Here is a 20,810-nt window from a genome sequence, read left to right as displayed (position 1 = left end):
TTTATTTGAGGGCATTTTTTTTGATCCTTATCTACCAGATTTAAGTCAGAATCATGTCGTCATAGGTGAGGATGGTGTTAAAACCTTTTCTTCTGAAGTAATCCATATCCTGAGAATTTCCGGAAACCAGAACAAAATCTCCGCCCCATCCGCCAAGGCTTTTAATTGCTCCGGGATACTCTGAAAAAAGTCGGGTTTTGACCTTTTGAATACCCAGAAGCTGCGAAATGAGATTTTCATGTATCTCTACAAGAAGTTCGAATTCCCTAAGGTCTTTGCAGGTGATCATGCTATGGGTGATCGCAGAGGTCTTTTCAATTGCTCTTTTAAGAGAAGATTTTTCCTGCCGGCGATAGTGTTCTATAGCTTTCCTGCTATCCTGTTTTTGGTTAAGGTGAACAAAGAACAGGTGATCTTTAAAGGGAGGATCAAAAGAGGTCTTTAAAATGCTATTTTCAAGACCCTGCTTTGCGAATGTTAGAGGGGTGCCATACATTCCAAGCGCCACATCATAACCACTACCTCCAAAAGTGCTGTCAAGCAGCTTAAATGGATTTACCTGCAGCCATTTTGCAAGATTTGCAATAAGTGTGGAGGAGGTGCCAAGACCCCAGGTTCTGGGAAAATCAACTTCTGTAATCACTTCGAACCCTGTGCCTTCCTTTAGAATTTCTGAGTTCATGCTTCCGGCTGCATGTAGTGCCAAAAATAGCATTTTTGACACCTCATTATTTTCATTTGCTTTTGAGAATTGGAGATCGAAAATATCTTCGGTTTGAAATTCGTCTTCAAACCACACAGTACCGTCATTTTCCAGGCTTCTCCACTTTATCAGCGGTTTCTCGATCTCCTTTACCTTTAATGTCTGCCCAAATTTGGTGGGAAGAGCGAGAGCTGTGGCTCCGTCGAGGACCACATATTCCCCGCTTATCAATAACTTGCCATAGCTGTGGAACTTCTGCATTAACTTCTCAGTTTTTCAAGTTGTTCTTCCACTGCACTGTGGGAGACATTGTGGGTCTTGAAATGTTTCACTAAAATCTCTTTTTCGGCAGGGGTAGCTTGAAGTTGGTTTAGAATGTTCATGAGGTGCATCTTCATATGTCCCTGCTGAATTCCAGTGGTGATCAAGGATTTTACGGCAGCAAAATTCTGAGCAAGCCCGGTGACCGCCACGATCTTCATTAGGTCTTCGGCTGAAGGTTTTTGCAGGATCTCCAGAGCAATCTTCGAAAGCGGATGTAATCCTGTCAATCCTCCTACTGTTCCCAGTGCCAAAGGTATTTCCATCCAGAACCTAAAAACTCCATTCTGAACATCGGCGTGAGAAAGACTTGTGTATTTTCCCTCTTTTGAGGCATAAGCGTGAATACCTGCTTCCACTGCTCTAAAGTCATTCCCTGTAGCCAGAACCACGGCGTCAATCCCATTCATGATCCCTTTGTTGTGGGTCACTGCACGATAAGGTTCGGCTTCAGCTATTTTTATGGCCCTTACAAACTTCGAAGCAAAGTCTTCTCCCGTCATCCCGTGATCTTCCAGTTCTTCGACGGGACAGGAAACTTCTGCCCTCACAATACAATCGGGGACATAATTGGATAGTATGCTCATCACGATCTCAATGTCTTTTTCAGAAGCATCAAAAGAATCATAAGCTTTTGCTTCAGCTTGAAAAGTTTCAGCAAAACGTTCCAGGCAGGAGTTAATGAAATTCGCCCCCATAGAATCTTTGGTCTCGAAGGTGCAGTGGAGTTGATAATAACCGTTCAAGAGATGTGTTTTGTCCCGTAACTCCACATTCACCACACCGCCGCCTCTTTTTTCCATGTTTTTGGTTAGCGGAGCAACGGCTTCTAAAAGCTTTGGTTTTGTGTTATTGAAAAATTCCTGAAGTTTATGATCTTCTCCTCTATAGATGAAATGCACCTGACCTATTTTTTGGGTGCCCAGCACTTCAGCTTTAAACCCCCCACGCTTGCCCCAAAATTTCGCAGCCTTACTGGCTGCTGCAATGACCGAGCTCTCCTCTATTGCCATTGGTATAGCAAATAGGCGGTCATTTATCAGGAAATTAGGAGCCAGGCCAAAAGGGAGATAGTAGTTGGAAAGGGTGTTTTCGGTAAATTCCTCGTGTAATTGCTGCAGGCTGGAATCGGGATTCCAGTACTGCTTCAATATCTTCTTTGCTTCTTTATTCCCGGCCAGATAGGTCTTGCTAAGCCATTCAATTTTTTCCTCTTTTGAAAGCCTGGAAAAGCCGGTAATTGGGTCAACCATTGTATAAATTTTGAAAGTTTAAAGATACAACTACTGAAGAAAATACGGCAGCCAGAGGAAAATTGTGAGGAGGTGTGAAGAGTTTTCTCCAGAATAAGAGTTTACGACTCTTTTTCTTTAACATCTCCTTATGATTTAACAGCAGAAAATCTGTTTTTTAGCCGAATTTTTATTAAACTTGGCATGCAAATTTTTTAATCTTGAATATGAAGTTGACCACCGGGCTTTTAGCCTTTTTTCTTTCAGCTGCTTCGGTACTTACCGCACAGAAGAAAGAGATAACACTTGAAGATATTTGGGGAGGTACTTTTCGCCAGGAAAGAATGGAATCCCTTCAATCACTCAACAACGGAAAAGAATACGTAGTACTTAATTTTGACCGCAACACCGGAAATTCCAGCATTGATGCTTTCTCTTACAAAACCGGTGAATTGACCCGCACGATCCTTAATAGTAGTGAACTTGAGGATATTAGGTATTTTTCGGGTTACGAATTCAGCAATAATGAAGAAAAATTGATCCTGGGAACAGAGATCGAGCCCATTTACCGTCACTCTACCCGCGGAATCTTCTACATTTACGACCTCAACAGCAAAGAACTGACAAAAATTTCAGAAGAAAAGATCAAGGAACCTACGCTCTCTCCAAATGGAGATAAAATTGCTTATGTCTTTGAAAATAACATCTATGTGAAGGATTTTGCTTCCGGAAAAGTTACCCAGGTAACTACAGACGGGGAGTGGAATAAGATCATCAATGGAGTAGCCGACTGGGTCTATGAAGAGGAGTTTTCATTTGTTCGAGCTTTCCAGTGGAATGAAACCGGTGAAAAAATCGCCTTTTTGAAGTTTGATGAAACCGAAGTGCCTGAGTTTTCCATGGATGTTTATGGGCAGGATCTTTACCCGTCAAAAACCACTTTTAAGTATCCTAAAGCCGGAGAAAAGAATTCTGAGGTAAGTCTGCACATTTACGACCTTAAGAAGAATCAACTTTCTAATGTTAATCTGGGAGACTACGATGATTTTTACATTCCGAGGATCAAATGGACTAATGATGCTAAAATTCTTAGTGCACAGGTTCTTAATCGCCACCAGAATCTTCTTGACCTGATCTTCGTAAATGCTGAAACTAATCAGGCGAAAATAGTTCTTACCGAAACCGATGATGCTTATGTAGATGTCACCGATAATCTGACATTTTTGGAAGATAACAGTTTCATCTGGACCAGTGAAAAGGACGGCTGGAACCATATTTACCTTTACGACAATACGGGAAAACTGAAGAATCAGGTGACCAGAGGGAATTGGGAAGTGACTAACTACTATGGGCTCGATCCTAAAACCAAAACAATCTTCTACCAAAGTACCGAGAACGGAAGTATCAACCGGGATGTGTTTTCAGTAAAGACAAACGGAAAGAACAAAAAACAACTTACAGAGAAAGTAGGGCAGAACAGTGCAGACTTTAGTGCAGATTACACCTACTTTATCAATAGCTATAACAGCGCAACTACCCCTTACGAGTTCACTCTTCATCTTGCCAAAAATGGAAAGCTGGTAAGGGAGATTGTTAATAATGAAGAGCTTTTAAAGAAAATGGCCGAGTACCAGATCGTGCCAAAGGAGTTCTCTACTCTTGAAGTAAATGGCGAAGAACTCAACATGTGGATGATCAAGCCTCCAAATTTTAAGGAAAGCAATGAATATCCATTGTTTGTGGCTCAATATTCCGGGCCTGGTTCTCAGGAAGTGGGGAACCGTTTTAACAGCACGAATGATTATTGGTATCAAATGCTTGCCGGCAAAGGTTATATCGTAGTAGGAATTGATCCTCGCGGTACGGGTTATAAAGGTGCTGCTTTTAAAAAGGTTACTCAAAAGGAGCTTGGAAAATATGAAGTTGAAGATGTTATCGAAGCAGCCAGAATTCTTGGAGCGAGAGATTACATAGATGAAGAGAATATGGGAATTTGGGGCTGGAGCTATGGTGGCTTTATGTCATCAAATGCGATTTTAAAAGGGAATGATGTTTACAAAATGGCTATCGCAGTTGCTCCTGTGACCAGCTGGAGGTTCTATGACACAATTTATACCGAAAGGTATATGACTACTCCGCAGGAGAATCCTTCAGGATACGATGAGAATTCTCCTATTAACCATGTTGAAAAGCTGAAAGGAGATTACCTGCTTATTCATGGATCTGGCGATGACAATGTGCACGTTCAAAATACTATGAGGATGATAGAAGCTCTTGTACAGGCGAACAAGCAATTTGACTGGGCTATTTATCCCGATAGGAACCATGGAATATATGGAGGAAATACCCGTCTGCATCTTTACACGCTCATGACAAATTTTATTGAAGAAAATCTAAAAGTTAATCCTAATATTAAATCAACCCTATAATGGCAGTAACAACAGCACCGCAGGACCGTGAATTATTCGGTCATCCGATAGGTCTTTATGTTTTATTTTTCACCGAAATGTGGGAGCGTTTTTCCTACTATGGAATGCGCGCCATTCTGGTACTTTACCTTGTAAGTGCCACCCAGGGCGGTAATGCCGGGCTTGGCTGGACTAATGCCGAAGCTTTAGCTCTTTACGGCTGGTATACCATGCTGGTTTATGTAGCTTCCATTCCGGGAGGGATCATAGCTGACAAACTTCTGGGGCAGAAAAAAGCTGTACTGTGGGGTGGAATTATCCTGGTTGCAGGACACGGTATCTTGGCAGTAGAAGAAATGTGGGCCTTTTACACCGGTCTTGGATTAATCATCGCCGGAGTTGGAATGTTGAAGCCAAATATCTCTACCATGGTTGGAGGTCTCTACAAAGAAGGTGACATTCGCCGTGATAAAGGATTTACCATTTTTTACATTGGGATCAACCTGGGAGCCTTCCTTTCCAGTTTGATCGTAGGATATGTAGGAGAAAATATTGGATGGCACTGGGGCTTCGGTCTTGCAGGTATCGCCATGGCATTTGGCCTTCTTGTTTACCTATGGGGCCAGAAGTATCTTAGAGAAGTAGGGAATCTTCTTTCTAAAGCTGAAAGAGATTCAGGAGCATCCTTTGGAGGAATGTTCAAAGGACTGTTCAAGTCTCCTTTGCAGTTGGCCATCTCAGGTCTTCTTATGGCTTTTTCTATCTATTGGTTGGCTGTAGAAGACGTAGCTTATGGTTTCCTGTTTATATTCCTCACGTTGGTTACTGCCATGATGCTCATGGTTTATAAGGACCTGACTACTCAGGTGATGAAAGATCGCTACGTAGTAATGCTTCTTTCATTTATACTTGTGATCGTTTTTTGGGGTGCTTTTGAACAAGCCGGGGGATTAATGAATATCTATGCTCTTGAAAAAACAGACAGATCTTTACCTTTCAGTTTACCGCTAATTGGCAGCGAAGTACCTGCTTCATGGTTCCAGTCTTTGAATGCGCTGTTTATTATCATTTTTGGTGTTATTGTAGCGAACTTCTGGGCTAAACGAAAACTCAAAAGCAAAGAAGCATCATCCATCTTCAAAATGGCAATTGGTGTGATCATCATGGGACTTGGATTTGTCTTCATGGTGTTCGCTTCCATGGAATTCCAGAATGACGGGGCTTCAGCAATGTACTGGTTGGTACTTGCATATCTTTTCCACACCATTGGGGAATTGAGTTCCTCACCGGTGGCACTATCTTTTATTACAAAACTGGCACCTGTAAAATATGCTTCCTTAATGATGGGAGTGTACTTTGCAGCAACCGGACTGGGAAATAAAGTGGCAGGGATTGTAGGAGAGTTTTCTTCGGAAGCAGGAGATGGTAGCATCTTCCTTGGTATCACGATCTTTACTGTTTCCTTTGCGGTTCTTGTACTGCTTATGCTTAAACCGTTGAAGCGTCTTACGCATGGGGTTGAAGATGAAGAGAGAGAGCTGCCTCAACAGGAAAAGTGGGAACTTGGTGATGAAGATCTTGTAGAAAAAGAAGAAAACAAAAGAAAAAGATAATGGCAGCAACCGTTCCTGCGGAAGAGAATGATTTCTTTAAATCCAAAGTCTTAGGCCATCCCGCCGGCCTTTTTGTTCTTTTCTTTACCGAAATGTGGGAGCGATTCTCGTTCTACGGAATGAGAGTACTGCTAATCAACTTCCTCACCATGGCAGTTGTAGGGGTTGACAACCCCGGCTGGGGTTGGAGCGCAGAGAACGCAGGAGCTCTTTTTGGGACCTATGCCGGATTATTATATTTAACACCAATAGCAGGGGGTATTATTGCAGATAAGATCACCGGCTATCGGTGGGCCGTGGTTATAGGTGCGGCAATAATGACCCTCGGGCACGCTTCCATGGCATTGGAAACAGAGTTTTCCCTTTACTTCGGTCTTGCCTTACTGGTAATAGGTACAGGTTTTTTTAAACCGAACATTACTTCTATTATTTCTGAAATGTATGACGGTAAACCCGATAAGAAGGATGGGGCTTATACTATTTTCTATATGGGTGTTAATGCCGGAGCCTTTTTTGGGATGATGCTTTGCGGCTATCTTGCCGAAAGAGTAGGATGGAGCTGGGGCTTTGGACTTGCCGGAATCTTCATGTTCCTTGGGACGCTGCAATTCTGGTTGGCAAAACCTCTTTTTGGAAATATAGGTGGAGTGCCCGATAAGGCTAAACTTGCTGAAGAAAAGGCCAGGGAAGAAGCAACAGGTGTAAAAGATCACTCCCATAACCCATTTACGCTTTTTGATAAGATCCTGGTTGTCGCAACTTCGGTCATAGGATTGCTCTATTTAATTAATGATCCGTCTTCAAAGATTGGTAATTTAAATCTCCTTCCGGCGGTAATGCCTTTTGATTTTCAGGGAGAACCGTTTTCGGGGCCTTTGGCTTTTGCATTAATTGGTCTTGTGCTATTTCTAATTTTAGTGATTAGCAGAATTGCGCGTTACACTAAGATTGTCCGTGATCGATTAATTGCTGTGATCATCTTTGCATTTTTCACAGTATTCTTTTGGATGTCTTTTGAGCAGGGAGCAACTTCTCTTATCATCTTTGCCCGTGACTCTGTAGACAGGATGCTGGTAGGAACCGGTGCGACTGTTTTTAATGTCTTCAACACGCTGCTTACGGTAGTGCCGCTCATGATCATCACCTGGGTGCTTTATCTATTATGGAAACAGACTTACAAGAGAGTTCTTGGCTCCAACATTGTTCTTGTTGTTTGCTTCGGAATTATCTGGGCTATTGTAATATGGATGTTGGTAAGAGAATTCCAGGGAAATGCTACCGAAATTACCGTTTCGTGGTTCAGTATCCTCAACTCGTTCTTTATAATCGTGTTTGCCTCCTTCTTTTCCAAATGGTGGGAGAGCAAGTATAATCCTTCTGCAGCATGGAAATATAGTTTCGGTTTGATCCTTCTTGGAGTTGGTTTTGGTTTATTGGCTTTTGGTTCCAGTGGTGTTGCCGAGGGCGCAAAAGTTAGTATGATCTGGCTCATCTTAGCATATCTCTTCCATACACTGGGAGAATTGTGTCTTTCTCCTTTAGGGCTGTCTTACGTTAGTAAACTAGTTCCTGCAAGGATGATCGCCTTCATGTTTGGAATGTGGTATCTCGCCATTGCAATTGGAAATAAGCTGGCAGGTTCGTTTGGAGGAATGATCGATGAAATCACGGAACAATACAGCCTTTCTACATTCTTCTTAATATTCACTGTAATACCAATTGGCGCCGGAGTACTGGTAGCTCTATTGAATCCGCTGCTTAAGAAGTTGATGCATGGAGTTAAATAATTAACTTTCAAAAATGTAATTTTACGCCCTCTTTTGAGGGCGTAATTTTTTTATATTAGGAACGACTATTGCGAAGGAGAAAGAAAAGACATGAAAAAACTCATACTTAGCCTTATAATCTTGTTGTTCGCGGCTCCCACTGTTATATCTCAGGAGATCAAGTGGATGAGCATGAATGAAGCACTTGAAGCTCAAAAGAAGCAGCCGAAAAAAATTTTTATGGATGCTTATACTACCTGGTGTGGCCCATGCAAATTACTTGATAAGAACACTTTTTCTAATGAAGATGTGAGAGAGTATATCAATAAGAACTATTATCCTGTCAAATTCAATGCTGAAGGTACAGAGGAGATAACTTATCGCGGAACAACATTTAAGAACCCGAATTTCGATCCTAACCGAAGAGGTCGAAACAGTCAGCATGACTTTGCACGGGCCATGAAGATCACCGGATACCCAAGCCTGGTGTTTTTTGATGAGAAAGGAAATCTCATAGGACCAATTCCGGGTTACAGAACGCCGCATCAGCTTGAATTATTTCTGAAGATGTTCGTAGGTGAAGATTATAAAGAGATCAATTCCCCTGAAGCCTTTAAAGCTTATTCTGAAACTTTTGAGAACGAATTTGTAGTCTCCAACTGACATTGGCTAATCCAAAAGTAGATCTCAACGGTTTTTAGGATTTTTGAGATCTTTTCAATCTAAATAGTATGCTCCATCTTCCCCTGTAAAGTGGAAAGGAATACTCTTTTCTACAGCAGTTTCTCGCCATCTTTTAACAGCTGAAGGATAATTACTGCCATCTGCAATTATTGCTGAAGGGTTCATCTGTTGTAAAACCCGGTCCAAATTCATTCGGGGAGAGCCGGTAATTAGCAATTGTGAGCCTTCTGGTAAGTGAGGTGGTAAAATACTGCTGCTGTCAATGAGTATCAAAAAATGCCCTTTTTGAGAGTAGACGTTTTTCATTGGTTGCTCTTTCAGTCTTGTTACATTTTTCCCAATTTTGAAGTTCCTGATCATTTTCAGCTCTTCTGCCGGAGGAGAAAGATTGTGGTAAAGCTGAAGCTTATTTTCTTGTAATTTTCCAATAATGCTGTTTCGGCTTTTGTGAAAAACTATTAGTTGTTCTTCATTTTGTGTCTTCTGAAAAATATAGACCAGCTGTAAAATTGCCACCGAAAAGAATACAGTCCTAAGTTTTTTGTAACTAAAATTCCTTGCCAACAGGAAGAGGAGGAATAACAGAATATACCATGCCCAAACTTCCGGAAGGGTGAACGGAATATCCTGAAAAAGAAACTGCTCTTTCCCGGCAATGAATTTAACCGTTCCATTTAGCAATTCTATTGAGCTCTCGTAAGCTCTGGCCAGGAATCGGGGCAGTATATCCAAAACGGCTAAAAAGATCAACAAAACTCCTCCAATGAGGATGACACCAAGGAAAGGAAGAATGAGCAGGTTTGTGAGGAAGAACAAACCGGGAAATTGATGAAAGTAATAGAGACTAAGGGGCAAAATACCGGCCTGGGCGGCAATGGTTACCGTTAGCAGATCCCAAAAATATTTGATGATCCTGTTGGAAGGAAGGTAGAGACCAGATAAGAGGGGCTGAAAAAAGACAATTGAAAGTACGGCCAGATAACTTAACTGGAATCCTACCTCAAAGACCCACTGCGGCCTTATGAGCAGCAGGAGTAGTAGTGAAAGGAAAATTGAATTGAGCGTACTAGTTCGCCTGTTGATCTCCAAACCAACTGCTATAAAGCTGAACATGGTAACAGCCCGCACTACAGATGGTGAGAGTCCCGCAAGAAATGCAAAGCCCCAGAGGAAAACTATGATTAAAAATGTCTTGATGAATTTGCCTTTTTTGAACCTCTTTAGAGGCTTGAGGAGCCAGTGAAGAAAAAGCAGAATTACCCCCACATGAAGCCCCGAAACAGCAAGGATATGGATAGCGCCGGCCGCTGCAAAGTTGTTATAGGTTTCGGTAGAGATATCCTGTTTCTGACCCAGCAGCAAAGCCTGCACCACAGCAAGTTCATCCTTGTCGAATCCGTTTGTTCTTAAAGATGAGGTGATCTGTCTTCGAATGTCGGCGGCTGCGGCTTGTATAGTATTATGTGGAGAGGATAGTTTGTAGAAAGCTGCATTTCTCAGATCCACCTGCCGCATTATGCCTTTTCGAGCCATAAATTCTTTATAGTCGAACTGGTGAGGATTTAACGGGCCTGAAAGCGCAAGAGGATGTCCTGCAATGATGAATTCCTCACCTTCCAAAAAGGGCTTTTCAAGGCTGTCTTTAGGAGAAAGGAGCAGGAGCTTTCCATTAGAAGCACTTTCGTTGACCCACTTTACTTCAGCTATGTATTTGTTGCTGTAAAGATCGGGCTTCAGGCTTTCTTTGATGCTGAGCTTCAGGAGTGGAATTTCTTCCGAAGAGATTCGTTTTATATAATGCTGCGGCTGATTTTGCGGAAGATGGAGACTTACAACGAAAATCCCAAGGCAAAAAAAGAGAAGAAAGGCACTGCTTCCAAAGATTTTGTCGGGGAAGAGCAATCTTCTTGCCCGAAAGTAAGACAGTAGAAAAAGCAATAGAATTGGAAGGAGGACGAAAAATGACATTTTTGGCGACCATTCCAGATAGAATCCGCTGCAAATACCCAGCAGGAGCACAAGTGTGAGTCTAATGATCGCTGTATTCAAACCGCTTCTTGTTCAGGAGTTTACCCGAAGATAGGGATTTATAGAATGCGCCGGGCCATCACAAAATGTTCGCGCCAGTAATTCTCATTTAGCGCCGAGATAATGACTCCGCGGGAGGTGCTGGAGTGAATAAAATAGATATTCTCTGCATCGAGTTCCACAACAAGGCCCACGTGATTGATGTTCTTCTTGCGCCTGTCGGTAATAAAGAATAGGAGATCTCCTGTTCTTACATTCGTAAGATCAAGTTCCTCTCCTAATTGGGCCATGTCTTTTGAAGAACGAGGCAGTGAGATATCATTTTGAAGAAAGCAGGTGTAGACCAGACCCGAACAATCCATACCGTCAGGCGTCATGCCGCCGTATTTATATTTGGTGCCAAGAAACTGGAGTGCGTGGTCAATGATGTTGTTAGTTCCCACTTCAAGATCTTCAATGTCTTCATCGATGAGATCTATGAAATCTGGTAGTTCGGCATAACCGGCCGAATTTTCCTGAGCTCTTTCTTTAGGAGATTCAACTCTTTTACTGGCGCCACAGGAAGTCAATGAGATTGACAGGAGGAGGAGAGCAAAGTATTTGATCTTCATGAAGCTGAAATCTTTTGATAGATAAGCTGAGCAGTTTTTTCACTGGCACCTTTACCACCCAGTTTTTGCTCCAGCTCATAATAATCTGAAAAGATCTTCTTCCTGTTTTCCTTGTCTAGGATCTTTGAAAGTTCTTTTATCAGATTTTGTCGGTTAAAATTACTTTGGATAAGTTCTTTTACCACCTCTCTTTGCATGATAAGATTTACCAGTGAAATATAGTCAAGGTTAATAACCCTTTTTGCGATTTGATAGGAGATGAAATTACCTTTATAACAAACTACTTCAGGTACTTTAAGTAAAGCAGTTTCCAGGGTTGCAGTGCCGGAGGTAACGAGAGCCGCCGTTGATATTTCCAGGAGGTCATAAGTTCGGTTCATCACCAGATGAACATTACTTTTCTTGATAAACCGCCGGTAAAAATCTTCTTCCTGACTAGGTGCACCGGCGATCACGAATTGATAATCTTTAAAATCTTTGGTCACGCTTAACATGATCTCCAGCATTTTGGAGATTTCCTGTTTTCGGCTTCCGGGCAGAAGTGCAATTACGGGGCGGTCGTCCAGCCCATTTTCTGCTTTTAATCTATTTATGTTGGCAGGTGGCCTTTTCGCAATCTCATCCAGAAGCGGATGTCCCACAAAATTGACCTTAAAATTGTGCTTTTGCTCATAGAAATCCTTTTCAAAAGGCAGGATCACATACATTTCATCAATATCCCGCTGAATATCTTTAATGCGATTTTCTTTCCAGGCCCAAATTTGTGGTGAAATATAAAAGTGAGTTTTGTAGCCTTCCTTACGTGCCCATTTTGCAATTCGCAGGTTGAACCCCGGATAATCTACAAAAATGATCACGTGAGGCTCCCATTTTTTAATGTCTTCTTTGCAGAAAGAGATATTCTGCAAAATCGTACGCAGGTTCATGATCACTTCAGCAAAGCCCATAAAGGCCAGATCGCGATAATGTTTTACGGGTGTACCACCTTCCTGCTCCATAAGGTCTCCCCCCCAAAACCTGAATTCTGCATTGGGATCGGTGTTTTTAAGGGCTTTCATGAGGTTTGCCGCATGAAGGTCACCAGAAGCCTCACCTGCAATAATGTAATATTTCATATTAGCTAAGCTTAATAATGGCAATCACGAGGGCTGCTAAAATTGATGCCATTAAAACACCTCGTGCCCTATAGTTCTTCTCCTTCTTTAAAAAGTAGAAGAAAGGAATGAAATTTAAAATGGCTCCGGCTGTAATAAGAGTTCCTATAAAACCTCCACGCATTGACTCTTTAAGAGTATCCAGGATAGATAATTCAGAAAAAATCAGAATGTAAATCAGCATTCCAGTGAGGTTTGCTGCTATACCTGTCAAAAAGCCGATAAATATCTCTTTTTTAATCATTCAAATCCCAGGTGTTTAGATCTCTAAGGAATTGGTGGGCGGTAAGGTCAAACTGCACAGGTACTACAGAAACATAGCCTTGAGAAAGGGCAAATTCGTCACTGTCTTCCCCTTCATCTTCATTTATGAATTTCCCCGAAAGCCAGTAATAATCCCGGCCCTGCGGATTGGTTCTTTTGTCAAATTCCTCTTCCCATCGTGCATTTGCCTGCCTGCACACTTTTATACCTTTTATCTCCGACTCCTTCAACTTTGGAAGGTTCACATTAAGCACCACTCCTTTTGGTAGTCCATGCTTTAATACCTGCCGGGTTATGCGTTTCACGAATTTTTTGCAAGGCTCGAAATCTGCATTCAGGGAATAGTCCAGTAAGGAAAAGCCAATTGCAGGGATCCCCTCAATTCCGGCTTCCACTGCGGCGCTCATAGTACCCGAATAGATCACGTTAATAGAAGAATTAGAGCCGTGATTTATGCCACTCACACAAAGATCGGGCTTGCGGTGCAGGATCTCCTGTGTTGCAATTTTCACACAGTCGGCCGGAGTTCCCGAGCAGCTAAATTCCTTATGTTTATAGGTTTCCTTTACGGTGATTTGGTCGCAAAAAAGGGTGTCACTAATAGTAATGGCATGTCCCATTCCGCTTTGAGGACTATCGGGTGCAACCACGATAACATCTCCCAGCTGTTTCATGACATCAATAAGTGCTCGAATTCCCGGGGCGGTTATTCCGTCATCATTTGTTACTAAGATCAGCGGTTTTTCCTGAGGCATTTATGAAAATTTTATGGCTGCTAAATTAAATTAATTTCCTGAGGAAAGACTTATATTCGTAATTTAACAAAAACCCGTAAAACTATAGAAGTTGGCATAGTTTTTACTGTAGTAGAGGTATACAAATGATGAAAATTCAAACTATAATGAAAAGGAATTATAAACTACTGGTGCTGGTATTGCTTTTTGCTGCTGCCTCCTGCAGCTTTACCACCAAGACCTTTAACGACCCCAATAAAGATAAGACCTTAATTGAGCTGATCTCTTATGTTCTTAAAAACGGGCATTATGATGCCAAGGAGGTGGACGATTCCTTTTCTTCTGAAGTATATAAGGATTATCTGGAAGCCCTTGATCCTTTGAAGAGATATTTTTATGCTAGTGATATAGAGGAATTCAAGCAATATGAAACTTTGCTGGATGACCAGATCAAAAATTCTGAGATCAGTTTCTTTGATCTTACTCATACAAGATTGATGCAGCGTATGAATGAAGCTGAAGGAATGTACAGGGAAATCCTGGATAAGCCTTTTGACTTTAGTAAGAAAGAGAAATTGGATACAGATTATAGCAAACGTGGTTATGTAAACTCTGAAGCAGAGATGAAGCAGAGATGGAGAAAACAACTTAAATTCTCTGCCATTTCTAATTTCTACGACAAGAAAAAGGAGCAGGAGAGAGAACTAGAAAATAATCCGGATTATGTTGCCAAAACAGATGCTGAGCTGGAGGTGGAAGCCCGTGAGTTGACCAGGAACTCTCTCGAAGAGTACTTTGATTTTAGTGATGATCTCGAAAGAAAAGACTGGTTTTCGGTTTATGTAAATGCAATAGTGGAAGAATTTGATCCACACACTTTCTATTTTGCCCCACAGGATAAAGATCGTTTTGATATGGCAATGAGCGGGAAGCTAGAAGGTATTGGTGCCCGGCTTCAGAAGAAAAATGATAATGTGAAGATCGTCGAAGTTATCTCTGGAGGACCTGCATGGAGAGGAGAAGAGGTAGAAGTAGGTGATGAGATCATCAAGGTTAAACAAGAAGATGAAAAAGAGCCGGTAAGTGTGGTAGGGATGCGTTTGGATGATGCAGTTAATCTTATCAAAGGGCCAAAAGGTTCTAAAGTAACGCTCACTCTTAAAAAAGTTGACGGAACAATTGAGGAAGTAGATATAATTCGTGATGTTGTAGAAATTGAGGAAACTTACGCAAAGGCCGCTAAAGTAGAAAAGGATGGCAGGATTTACGGGGTTATTAACCTTCCGAAGTTTTATTTCGACATGGAAGATTATTCCGAAAGAAATGCAGCTTCCGATGTGAAGAAGGAGATAATCAGACTTAAGAAAGAAGGAATGGACGGTTTGGTGCTCGACCTTAGAAACAATGGGGGAGGATCTCTTAAAACTGTTGTAGATATTGCCGGATTGTTCATAAAAGAAGGGCCCATCGTACAGGTGAAATCAAAACTTGAAGGCCAGGAAGTATTAAAAGACAATGATCCATCGATCCTTTGGGATGGACCGCTCGTGATCCTGGTAAATGAACTTTCTGCCTCAGCTTCCGAAATTCTTGCAGCCGCAATGCAGGATTACAAAAGAGCGGTAATTATAGGTAGTAAACAAACCTATGGAAAGGGTACTGTGCAGAACGTACTTGACCTTAACCGTTGGGTAAGGAATAGTGACCTCGGAGACCTGGGAGCTTTAAAGATCACTACCCAGAAGTTCTACAGGGTAAATGGTGGTTCTACACAACTTGAAGGAGTTAAAAGTGATGTAGTGGTACCAGATCGTTATTCTTTCATTGATATTGGAGAAAAGGATCAAAAGAACCCACTGCCATGGGACCAGATTGAGGCAGCGTCTTTTAAAGAATGGGATGGATATATTGACTTTGAAGAAACCTTGGCAAATAGCCAAAAAAGAATGGCAAAGAACGAACATATCGATCTTATTAAAGAAAATGCAGAATGGATTAGAGATCAACGTAACAGCACCACATTCCCCCTTAACTATGAAGACTACAGCAGGGAAATGGAGCTTAACGAGGAGCAGGCAAAAAGGTTTGATAAGATCTCCGAATATCAATCGAACCTTAGCTTTGAATCTCTTCCATATGAGAAAGAATTATTCAGTGTAGACACCGTACTTGCTGAAAAGCGACAAAGATGGCATAAGAACCTGAGCAGCGATATTTATATGGAAGAGGCTGTGCATGTACTGGAAGACATGAAGATGAACAACATCAAAAAATCAGGTCTTGCTGATATTAAGAAATAAGAAAAAGAAAAATAGGTTACCAAAAAGGGCTTTTTAAGGCCCTTTTTTTTGTACTTGTATTCGAGTAGTGAGTTTGATGGAATTAAGTATTGAGTACAGTGTATTTAGAAAGTTAAGAGTGAATTCTGTAGGTTGATTGAGAGGCTCATTTCACCCCCGGCCCTCCCGGAGGGAGGGAGTTTCTTGGAAGAAATAGAACGATAGAGAAGCGAAATATTTGCAGGATAATGTTGTTATCAGGAAAGGAGTTTCAGCGGTCTGGTTTTTAGTGGTTCCTTTAGAAGAGAGGTAACAGATTTTAAGAAAGTTCTTTATGGGGAAGCATTTTTAGATGTGTTCACTCGCCCAACCCGGAAAGGTATCCCGTTCATGCCTTCCAATTGGAAAAAGGAATAAAAGCTGTTCAAAACGAGAGCTCCAAAGAAGCGGCATATATCCTTTCGGTAAATTTTTTGCGATCAGAGATCTCACATCTCATATCCCAATTTTTCTCCCTACCAGAAAGACATTCTATCTGAATCCAGCTTAACAAAAATAAACAGGAGAATAGTGAATCCCCATAGCCCTGAACCTCCATAGCTAAAGAAAGGCAGTGGGATCCCTACGGTTGGAAAAATACCAATAACCATCCCTATATTCACAAAGAAGTGGACGAAGAGAATTCCTGCCACACTATAGCCGTAAACGCGGTTGAACTGCGACTTCTGCCGCTCGGCAAGGTGAATGATACGCAGCATTAGGAAAATAAAGAGAAATACAACTACGGAACTTCCCACAAAGCCCCATTCCTCACCCACAGTGCTAAAAATGTAATCTGTATGCTGCTCGGGAACAAAATTCCCTTTGGTTTGGGTGCCTTCGGTCCAGCCCTTTCCAAACCAGCTTCCGCTTCCAATAGCAATTTCACTCTGGTTGGTATTATAACCAATTCCGCGATTGTCCACTTCCTTTCCTAAAACAATATTGAATCTATCGCGATGACGTTGCTCAAAAACATTCTCAAAAATGTAATCCACGGAAAAGGAAAGGGCTACTGCTAGTATTAAAATGCTGAGGTAGGCAATGGCGCCAGGCCTTTTCTTCTTGCGGAAGAAATAGAAAAAGATCACCAGTATAGTTGCCCCAATCGAAACCCATACGGGGCTCCAAACCAATGTAAGTACGAACACAAGAACTCCTACCGTGGCGGCTATAAGATAAACCCCCGATAATCCTTCCCTGTAAAGTGGAAAGAAAAAAGCAGCATAGACCATCGCACTACCTGCATCTGGTTGGGGCAAAATGATCAAGGCCGGAAGCGCAATAATTATAAAGGCCTTGAATTGGTCGGCCAGATTGCGCATGTTGGTTTGTATGTCACTAATGTACTTTGCCAGGGCCAGGGCTGTGGCAACTTTTGCAAATTCGGCAGGTTGAATTGAGAAACTTCCAAAGGCATACCAGGAAGTAGCGCCGTTTATTGTTTTTCCAAAAAAGAATAACCCCAGAATGGAGAGTAGGGAAATGATGTAAATAATACTGGAAAAACGTTCATAGAACTTGGCCTCAAGAGAAAGTAAGATCGTGATGAGGAAGACGCTGAGCAGGATCCACAACAATTGCTTTCCGTAGATCTGGCTGAAATCAAACATTGATGTTGATGTATCATCCAGGGATGCAGAATAAATATTCACCCACCCAATCATAACCAGTAAGAAGTACACAAGAATTGTAATCCAGTCAAACTGGGAAATAGTTTTGGGCATAATTACTTCTTAGTTCTTTAGTGGCTTTTTTTCTGTCCAGCCGTATTTTTTGTTGTCGTTGATCATGAACGGCTTTCCACTATATGGCTTTTCATATTCTTCTTCCAGGCTATTGTTAAGAACCCAGGTCTCCATGTCTTTCCTGGTGATCTCCCCTTTGATGTATTTCTCGATCATTAATCCTGCTATACGTCCTGCATAACGACCTCCCCAGTATCCATTTTCTACAAAAACCGCTAACGCGATCTTTGGGTCATCTACGGGAGCAAAGGCGACAAAAATCGAGTGATCTGTAAGCTGCATTCTCTTGCCATCTACCTTGGTGAAATTTTCGGCTGTTCCGGTCTTTCCTGCTATCTCTATTCCCGGCACCTGTAGAGCAGAAGCCGTTCCTGCTTTATATACCTGGTGCATTCCTTCTACTACAGGTCCAAAATGTTTTGGGTCGATAGTGGTAATTTTCTTTTCAGTAAATTCTTTTTCCTTAATAGGTCTTCCTTCGATCTCTTTGAGGATATGTGGAGTATAGAACCAGCCACGATTGGCAATAGCAGCAGTCATATTTGCCAGCTGGATAGGGGTCATTAAAACTTCTCCCTGTCCAATTGCATTAGAAAGCGTTGCCGTTGAGAACCACTTGTATGTGGGGTAATCATAGATCTTGTTGTAGTATTCTGCAGTGGGGATCTTTCCGGGTCTACCTGTAGAAAGGTCAGATCCTAAATAGTCACCAAGTCCAAAACTTCGTAAATGGTTCGCCCAGGCATCTACTCCTTCCTGCGGAGTAGGATACTTTTCAATTACTCTTCGGTAGACATTAGCAAAATAAGCGTTACATGACTGCGCAATTCCCGGGATCATATCCAGCGGGCTCGAGTGCGGGTGACAACCCATTTTGCGACCTCTTCCGTAGAAATAGCCGCCGTGACATGAAAATCGATCTTGTGTTGTAACTACTCCCTCCTGCAAGGCGATCAGGGCATTGATAGTCTTGAAAGGAGATCCTGGAGGATATTCAGCTAAAAGTCCGCGGTCGAACAGGGGTTTGGCGATGGAGTCCAGCCATAGCTCAGTAAAGTTTTGGGACCTTTTGCGTCCCACAAGGTCTGCGGGATCATAATTCGGGGCTGTCACCAATGCAAGTATCTCTCCTGTAGAAGGTTCAAGGGCAACGATTCCTCCTCTTTTGTTTTTCATGAGGAGTTCGCCGTATTTTTGTAACTCGGCATCAATTGTAATAGTAATATCTTTTCCCTTTTTTGGGAGGGTATCATAAATACCGCCTTTGTAGGCTCCAATGTCCCGGTTGAACCTGTCCTTCTGAATGTATTTAACTCCTTTAACTCCTCGCAGCAACTCTTCGTAATATCCTTCAACTCCCTGGCGGCCTATGAGGTCTCCGGAAAGGTAGTAAGGATTTTCATTCACTATTCGCTGATTTACTTCAGTAATATAGCCAAGAACATTTGCGCCATGCTCGGTATAATAATCTCTCAGGGAACGCTTCTGAATATAGAAACCTTCGTATTTCCGCATCTTTTCAGCCAAATAGGCATATTCACTTTTGGTGAGCTGCGGTATGACCACCGATGGTAGTCTGGGAGAATAAATTTTAGCTTTATCAAGCCTTTCTACCAGCTGCTTGGGTGTAATGCTGAGAATATTACAAAGCTCTGTGGTGTCAAAAGGCTTCAGGTTTCTTGGGATCACCATTACATCATAGGAAGGCTGGTTCGAGACCAGAAGTTCTCCATTCCTGTCAAAAATAAAACCCCGCTGAGGGTAGTCGTAAACTACCTTTATTGCATTGTTTTCAGAAAGCCCTACAAAAGAGTCATCCATGATTTGCAGGTAAAATAACCTGGCAAGGAAAATTACTCCTGAAGTGATAACAATTATGTAGAGTAGGATTTTTCTCATCTGGATCGTCTGTTAAATAAGGCAAGCGTCAAAAACACCAGAATTATTGTAAATAATGCTGAAAAAAATGTTTTTTTAAGAAGTAGCAAGAAGTGTGCAAAATTGAAGAATTCCAGCAAAAACAGAACAAAATGATGAACCAGCACCAGGATAAAGACATAACTAATTCTTGAACCGGGCTGGGTACTTGAAAATTTTATAGTCTGATAATCGTAGCTCACTCCAAAGGAGAAACGCAAAATAGCAGGACGAATATAAGCAGCTACAAGGCAGGCTGCAGCATTGATCCCACCACTATCTTCAAAAATGTCAACTCCCCATCCAAGGAGGAAACTTAGAAATATGAACAGTGTTTGATTTCCATTGAATGGATAAAGTATAAGGAATAACACATACAGGTAGGGATTTATGTAACCCAGAAAATTAATGTTGTTCAATAACAGTACCTGTAGCAAAAGCAGCACTACGAACCTGAGAGTATTGGAAAATATAACACTATTCATCCTTGGATAGATTTTGCAGGGCTCTTATCTCGTCTTGCTGTGTATTTTCGATGATATAGACATAACCGATGTTTGTCATATCATTAAATAAACTGATGTCAATATTGTAGTAGCTCTCGCTTTGATCAAGAGAAAAGTTCTTTACAGCCCCAATAGGCAGCCCTTTTGGAAAAATAAGTGAGCGCCCTCCCGTAATAATCGTATCTCCTTCGGCTATTGGAGCAATAGAAGGAACATCGATAAGTTGTACCACATTAGGATCATCTCCATTCCACACAAGGGTACCAAAATGATTCGATCTTTTTAGCTGGGCGTTGATGCGGGAGTTTGAATTGAGAATGGAAATGACCGTAGAGTAGTTTGGCGAAACATTCTCGACTATACCAACGATCCCTCTGCTGGTAACTACCCCCATGTCCCTTTCAATTCCATCACGGGTACCGCTTTTTAGAGTAAGATAATTATCGACCTTGGCGTAATTGTTATTGATAACCTCAGAAGCTCTAAAAAGGTAATCGGCATCAAAACTGCTGGTATCCTTGTAGGATCTTACTTCCAGGGAATCTTCATAGCTGGCCAACCTTGTGCGCAGCCTTTCATTTTCTTCCAGTAGCCTAAGGTTATATTGCTCGAGATTAAAGTAACTGTTGATATTGCTCGTCCAGCTATAAATTCCGCCACTTAGAAAGTTGGCAGAACTTATGAATTTACTCTTTTGATAAGAGTGGGACTGAATAGTTAAAAACAGGGAAAAGGTAAGCAGCAATAAGAATAGTATATTGTTCTTATTGCGAATAAGAAAATTTATTATTTGCTGCATAAAC

General features: G+C 41.7%; 16 protein-coding genes. 5 read left to right on the top strand and 11 right to left on the bottom strand.

The annotated features are described in order from the left end of the window. Positions 1 to 40: 40 nt before the first annotated feature. Both ACXYMT_RS00230 and ACXYMT_RS00225 read right to left on the bottom strand, forming a co-directional pair. Positions 41 to 964 carry a GYDIA family GHMP kinase gene (locus ACXYMT_RS00230; protein ID WP_459057087.1) on the bottom strand — a complete coding sequence of 308 codons (924 nt, stop codon included), beginning with the start codon at positions 962 to 964 and terminating at the stop codon, positions 41 to 43. Beyond that, positions 964 to 2,277 carry a hydroxymethylglutaryl-CoA reductase, degradative gene (locus tag ACXYMT_RS00225; protein ID WP_459057086.1) on the bottom strand — a complete coding sequence of 438 codons (1,314 nt, stop codon included), beginning with the start codon at positions 2,275 to 2,277 and terminating at the stop codon, positions 964 to 966. The genes ACXYMT_RS00230 and ACXYMT_RS00225 overlap by 1 nt, the downstream gene beginning before the upstream one ends. 206 nt (positions 2,278 to 2,483) lie before the next feature. On the opposite strand from ACXYMT_RS00225, the gene ACXYMT_RS00220 reads away from it, so the two are divergent. The 4 genes from ACXYMT_RS00220 to ACXYMT_RS00205 all read left to right on the top strand — a co-directional run bounded on the left by ACXYMT_RS00220 (position 2,484) and on the right by ACXYMT_RS00205 (position 8,706). Beyond that, positions 2,484 to 4,685 (top strand): S9 family peptidase, encoded by a 2,202-nt coding sequence (locus ACXYMT_RS00220; RefSeq protein WP_459057085.1) that lies wholly within the window; start codon positions 2,484 to 2,486, stop codon positions 4,683 to 4,685. Beyond that, positions 4,685 to 6,277 (top strand): peptide MFS transporter, encoded by a 1,593-nt coding sequence (locus tag ACXYMT_RS00215; protein WP_459057084.1) that lies wholly within the window; start codon positions 4,685 to 4,687, stop codon positions 6,275 to 6,277. Before ACXYMT_RS00220 ends, ACXYMT_RS00215 begins: the two co-directional genes overlap by 1 nt. Further along, a complete protein-coding gene (locus ACXYMT_RS00210; protein ID WP_459057083.1) occupies positions 6,277 to 8,064 on the top strand; it encodes a peptide MFS transporter in 1,788 nt (595 codons plus the stop codon). Before ACXYMT_RS00215 ends, ACXYMT_RS00210 begins: the two co-directional genes overlap by 1 nt. 90 nt (positions 8,065 to 8,154) lie before the next feature. Beyond that, positions 8,155 to 8,706, top strand: a complete 552-nt coding sequence (locus ACXYMT_RS00205) for a thioredoxin family protein (RefSeq protein ID WP_459057082.1) — start codon at positions 8,155 to 8,157, stop codon at positions 8,704 to 8,706. 54 nt (positions 8,707 to 8,760) lie between these two features. On the opposite strand, the gene ACXYMT_RS00200 is transcribed toward ACXYMT_RS00205, so the two are convergent. The 5 genes from ACXYMT_RS00200 to surE are packed head-to-tail and all read right to left on the bottom strand — an operon-like array spanning position 8,761 to position 13,539. Continuing rightward, the gene (locus ACXYMT_RS00200) at positions 8,761 to 10,776 is read right to left on the bottom strand and encodes a ComEC/Rec2 family competence protein (RefSeq protein ID WP_459057081.1); all 2,016 of its coding nucleotides are present in this window, start codon (positions 10,774 to 10,776) and stop codon (positions 8,761 to 8,763) included. A gap of 38 nt (positions 10,777 to 10,814) precedes the next feature. Next, positions 10,815 to 11,366 (bottom strand): C40 family peptidase, encoded by a 552-nt coding sequence (locus ACXYMT_RS00195; RefSeq protein ID WP_459057080.1) that lies wholly within the window; start codon positions 11,364 to 11,366, stop codon positions 10,815 to 10,817. Continuing rightward, a complete protein-coding gene (lpxB, locus tag ACXYMT_RS00190; RefSeq protein ID WP_459057079.1) occupies positions 11,363 to 12,481 on the bottom strand; it encodes a lipid-A-disaccharide synthase in 1,119 nt (372 codons plus the stop codon). Before lpxB ends, ACXYMT_RS00195 begins: the two co-directional genes overlap by 4 nt. Position 12,482: 1 nt before the next feature. Further along, complete coding sequence (locus ACXYMT_RS00185; protein ID WP_459057078.1) at positions 12,483 to 12,704, bottom strand: hypothetical protein; 222 nt, start codon at positions 12,702 to 12,704, stop codon at positions 12,483 to 12,485. Between the two features lie 52 nt (positions 12,705 to 12,756). Beyond that, on the bottom strand, positions 12,757 to 13,539 hold the full coding sequence (surE, locus tag ACXYMT_RS00180) for a 5'/3'-nucleotidase SurE (RefSeq protein WP_459057077.1): 783 nt from the start codon (positions 13,537 to 13,539) through the stop codon (positions 12,757 to 12,759). A 146-nt stretch (positions 13,540 to 13,685) separates the two neighbouring features. On the opposite strand from surE, the gene ACXYMT_RS00175 reads away from it, so the two are divergent. Beyond that, positions 13,686 to 15,818, top strand: coding sequence for a carboxy terminal-processing peptidase (locus ACXYMT_RS00175; RefSeq protein ID WP_459057076.1), 2,133 nt, complete (start codon positions 13,686 to 13,688; stop codon positions 15,816 to 15,818). Positions 15,819 to 16,312: 494 nt separating this feature from the next. On the opposite strand, the gene rodA is transcribed toward ACXYMT_RS00175, so the two are convergent. From rodA to mreC, 4 genes are read right to left on the bottom strand one after another with little or no spacing between them, the layout of a single operon-like run. Further along, complete coding sequence (gene rodA, locus ACXYMT_RS00170; protein ID WP_459057075.1) at positions 16,313 to 17,563, bottom strand: rod shape-determining protein RodA; 1,251 nt, start codon at positions 17,561 to 17,563, stop codon at positions 16,313 to 16,315. Positions 17,564 to 17,572: 9 nt separating this feature from the next. Next, positions 17,573 to 19,483: a penicillin-binding protein 2 gene (gene mrdA / locus ACXYMT_RS00165; RefSeq protein WP_459057074.1), complete on the bottom strand. Its 1,911-nt coding sequence runs from the start codon at positions 19,481 to 19,483 to the stop codon at positions 17,573 to 17,575. Beyond that, positions 19,480 to 19,986, bottom strand: a complete 507-nt coding sequence (locus ACXYMT_RS00160; RefSeq protein ID WP_459057073.1) for a rod shape-determining protein MreD — start codon at positions 19,984 to 19,986, stop codon at positions 19,480 to 19,482. The genes mrdA and ACXYMT_RS00160 overlap by 4 nt, the downstream gene beginning before the upstream one ends. Then, positions 19,979 to 20,806, bottom strand: coding sequence for a rod shape-determining protein MreC (gene mreC, locus ACXYMT_RS00155; RefSeq protein ID WP_459057072.1), 828 nt, complete (start codon positions 20,804 to 20,806; stop codon positions 19,979 to 19,981). The genes ACXYMT_RS00160 and mreC overlap by 8 nt, the downstream gene beginning before the upstream one ends. Positions 20,807 to 20,810: the final 4 nt, after the last annotated feature.

It is taken from the genome of Salinimicrobium sp. CAU 1759 (assembly GCF_054482715.1).
The sequence above is the reverse complement of the archived record's forward strand: the minus strand, read 5'-3'. Positions and strand labels throughout refer to the sequence as shown.

What these genes read in the sequence shown, in the direction of transcription:
- ACXYMT_RS00230 (WP_459057087.1), bottom strand. Translation starts at nt 964, where the DNA reads ATGCAGAAGTTCCACAGCTATGGCAAGTTATTGATAAGCGGGGAATAT.
- ACXYMT_RS00225 (WP_459057086.1), bottom strand. Translation starts at nt 2,277, where the DNA reads ATGGTTGACCCAATTACCGGCTTTTCCAGGCTTTCAAAAGAGGAAAAA.
- ACXYMT_RS00220 (WP_459057085.1), top strand. Translation starts at nt 2,484, where the DNA reads ATGAAGTTGACCACCGGGCTTTTAGCCTTTTTTCTTTCAGCTGCTTCG.
- ACXYMT_RS00215 (WP_459057084.1), top strand. Translation starts at nt 4,685, where the DNA reads ATGGCAGTAACAACAGCACCGCAGGACCGTGAATTATTCGGTCATCCG.
- ACXYMT_RS00210 (WP_459057083.1), top strand. Translation starts at nt 6,277, where the DNA reads ATGGCAGCAACCGTTCCTGCGGAAGAGAATGATTTCTTTAAATCCAAA.
- ACXYMT_RS00205 (WP_459057082.1), top strand. Translation starts at nt 8,155, where the DNA reads ATGAAAAAACTCATACTTAGCCTTATAATCTTGTTGTTCGCGGCTCCC.
- ACXYMT_RS00195 (WP_459057080.1), bottom strand. Translation starts at nt 11,366, where the DNA reads ATGAAGATCAAATACTTTGCTCTCCTCCTCCTGTCAATCTCATTGACT.
- lpxB (WP_459057079.1), bottom strand. Translation starts at nt 12,481, where the DNA reads ATGAAATATTACATTATTGCAGGTGAGGCTTCTGGTGACCTTCATGCG.
- ACXYMT_RS00185 (WP_459057078.1), bottom strand. Translation starts at nt 12,704, where the DNA reads ATGCTGATTTACATTCTGATTTTTTCTGAATTATCTATCCTGGATACT.
- surE (WP_459057077.1), bottom strand. Translation starts at nt 13,539, where the DNA reads ATGCCTCAGGAAAAACCGCTGATCTTAGTAACAAATGATGACGGAATA.
- ACXYMT_RS00175 (WP_459057076.1), top strand. Translation starts at nt 13,686, where the DNA reads ATGAAAAGGAATTATAAACTACTGGTGCTGGTATTGCTTTTTGCTGCT.
- rodA (WP_459057075.1), bottom strand. Translation starts at nt 17,563, where the DNA reads ATGCCCAAAACTATTTCCCAGTTTGACTGGATTACAATTCTTGTGTAC.
- mrdA (WP_459057074.1), bottom strand. Translation starts at nt 19,483, where the DNA reads ATGAGAAAAATCCTACTCTACATAATTGTTATCACTTCAGGAGTAATT.
- ACXYMT_RS00160 (WP_459057073.1), bottom strand. Translation starts at nt 19,986, where the DNA reads ATGAATAGTGTTATATTTTCCAATACTCTCAGGTTCGTAGTGCTGCTT.
- mreC (WP_459057072.1), bottom strand. Translation starts at nt 20,806, where the DNA reads ATGCAGCAAATAATAAATTTTCTTATTCGCAATAAGAACAATATACTA.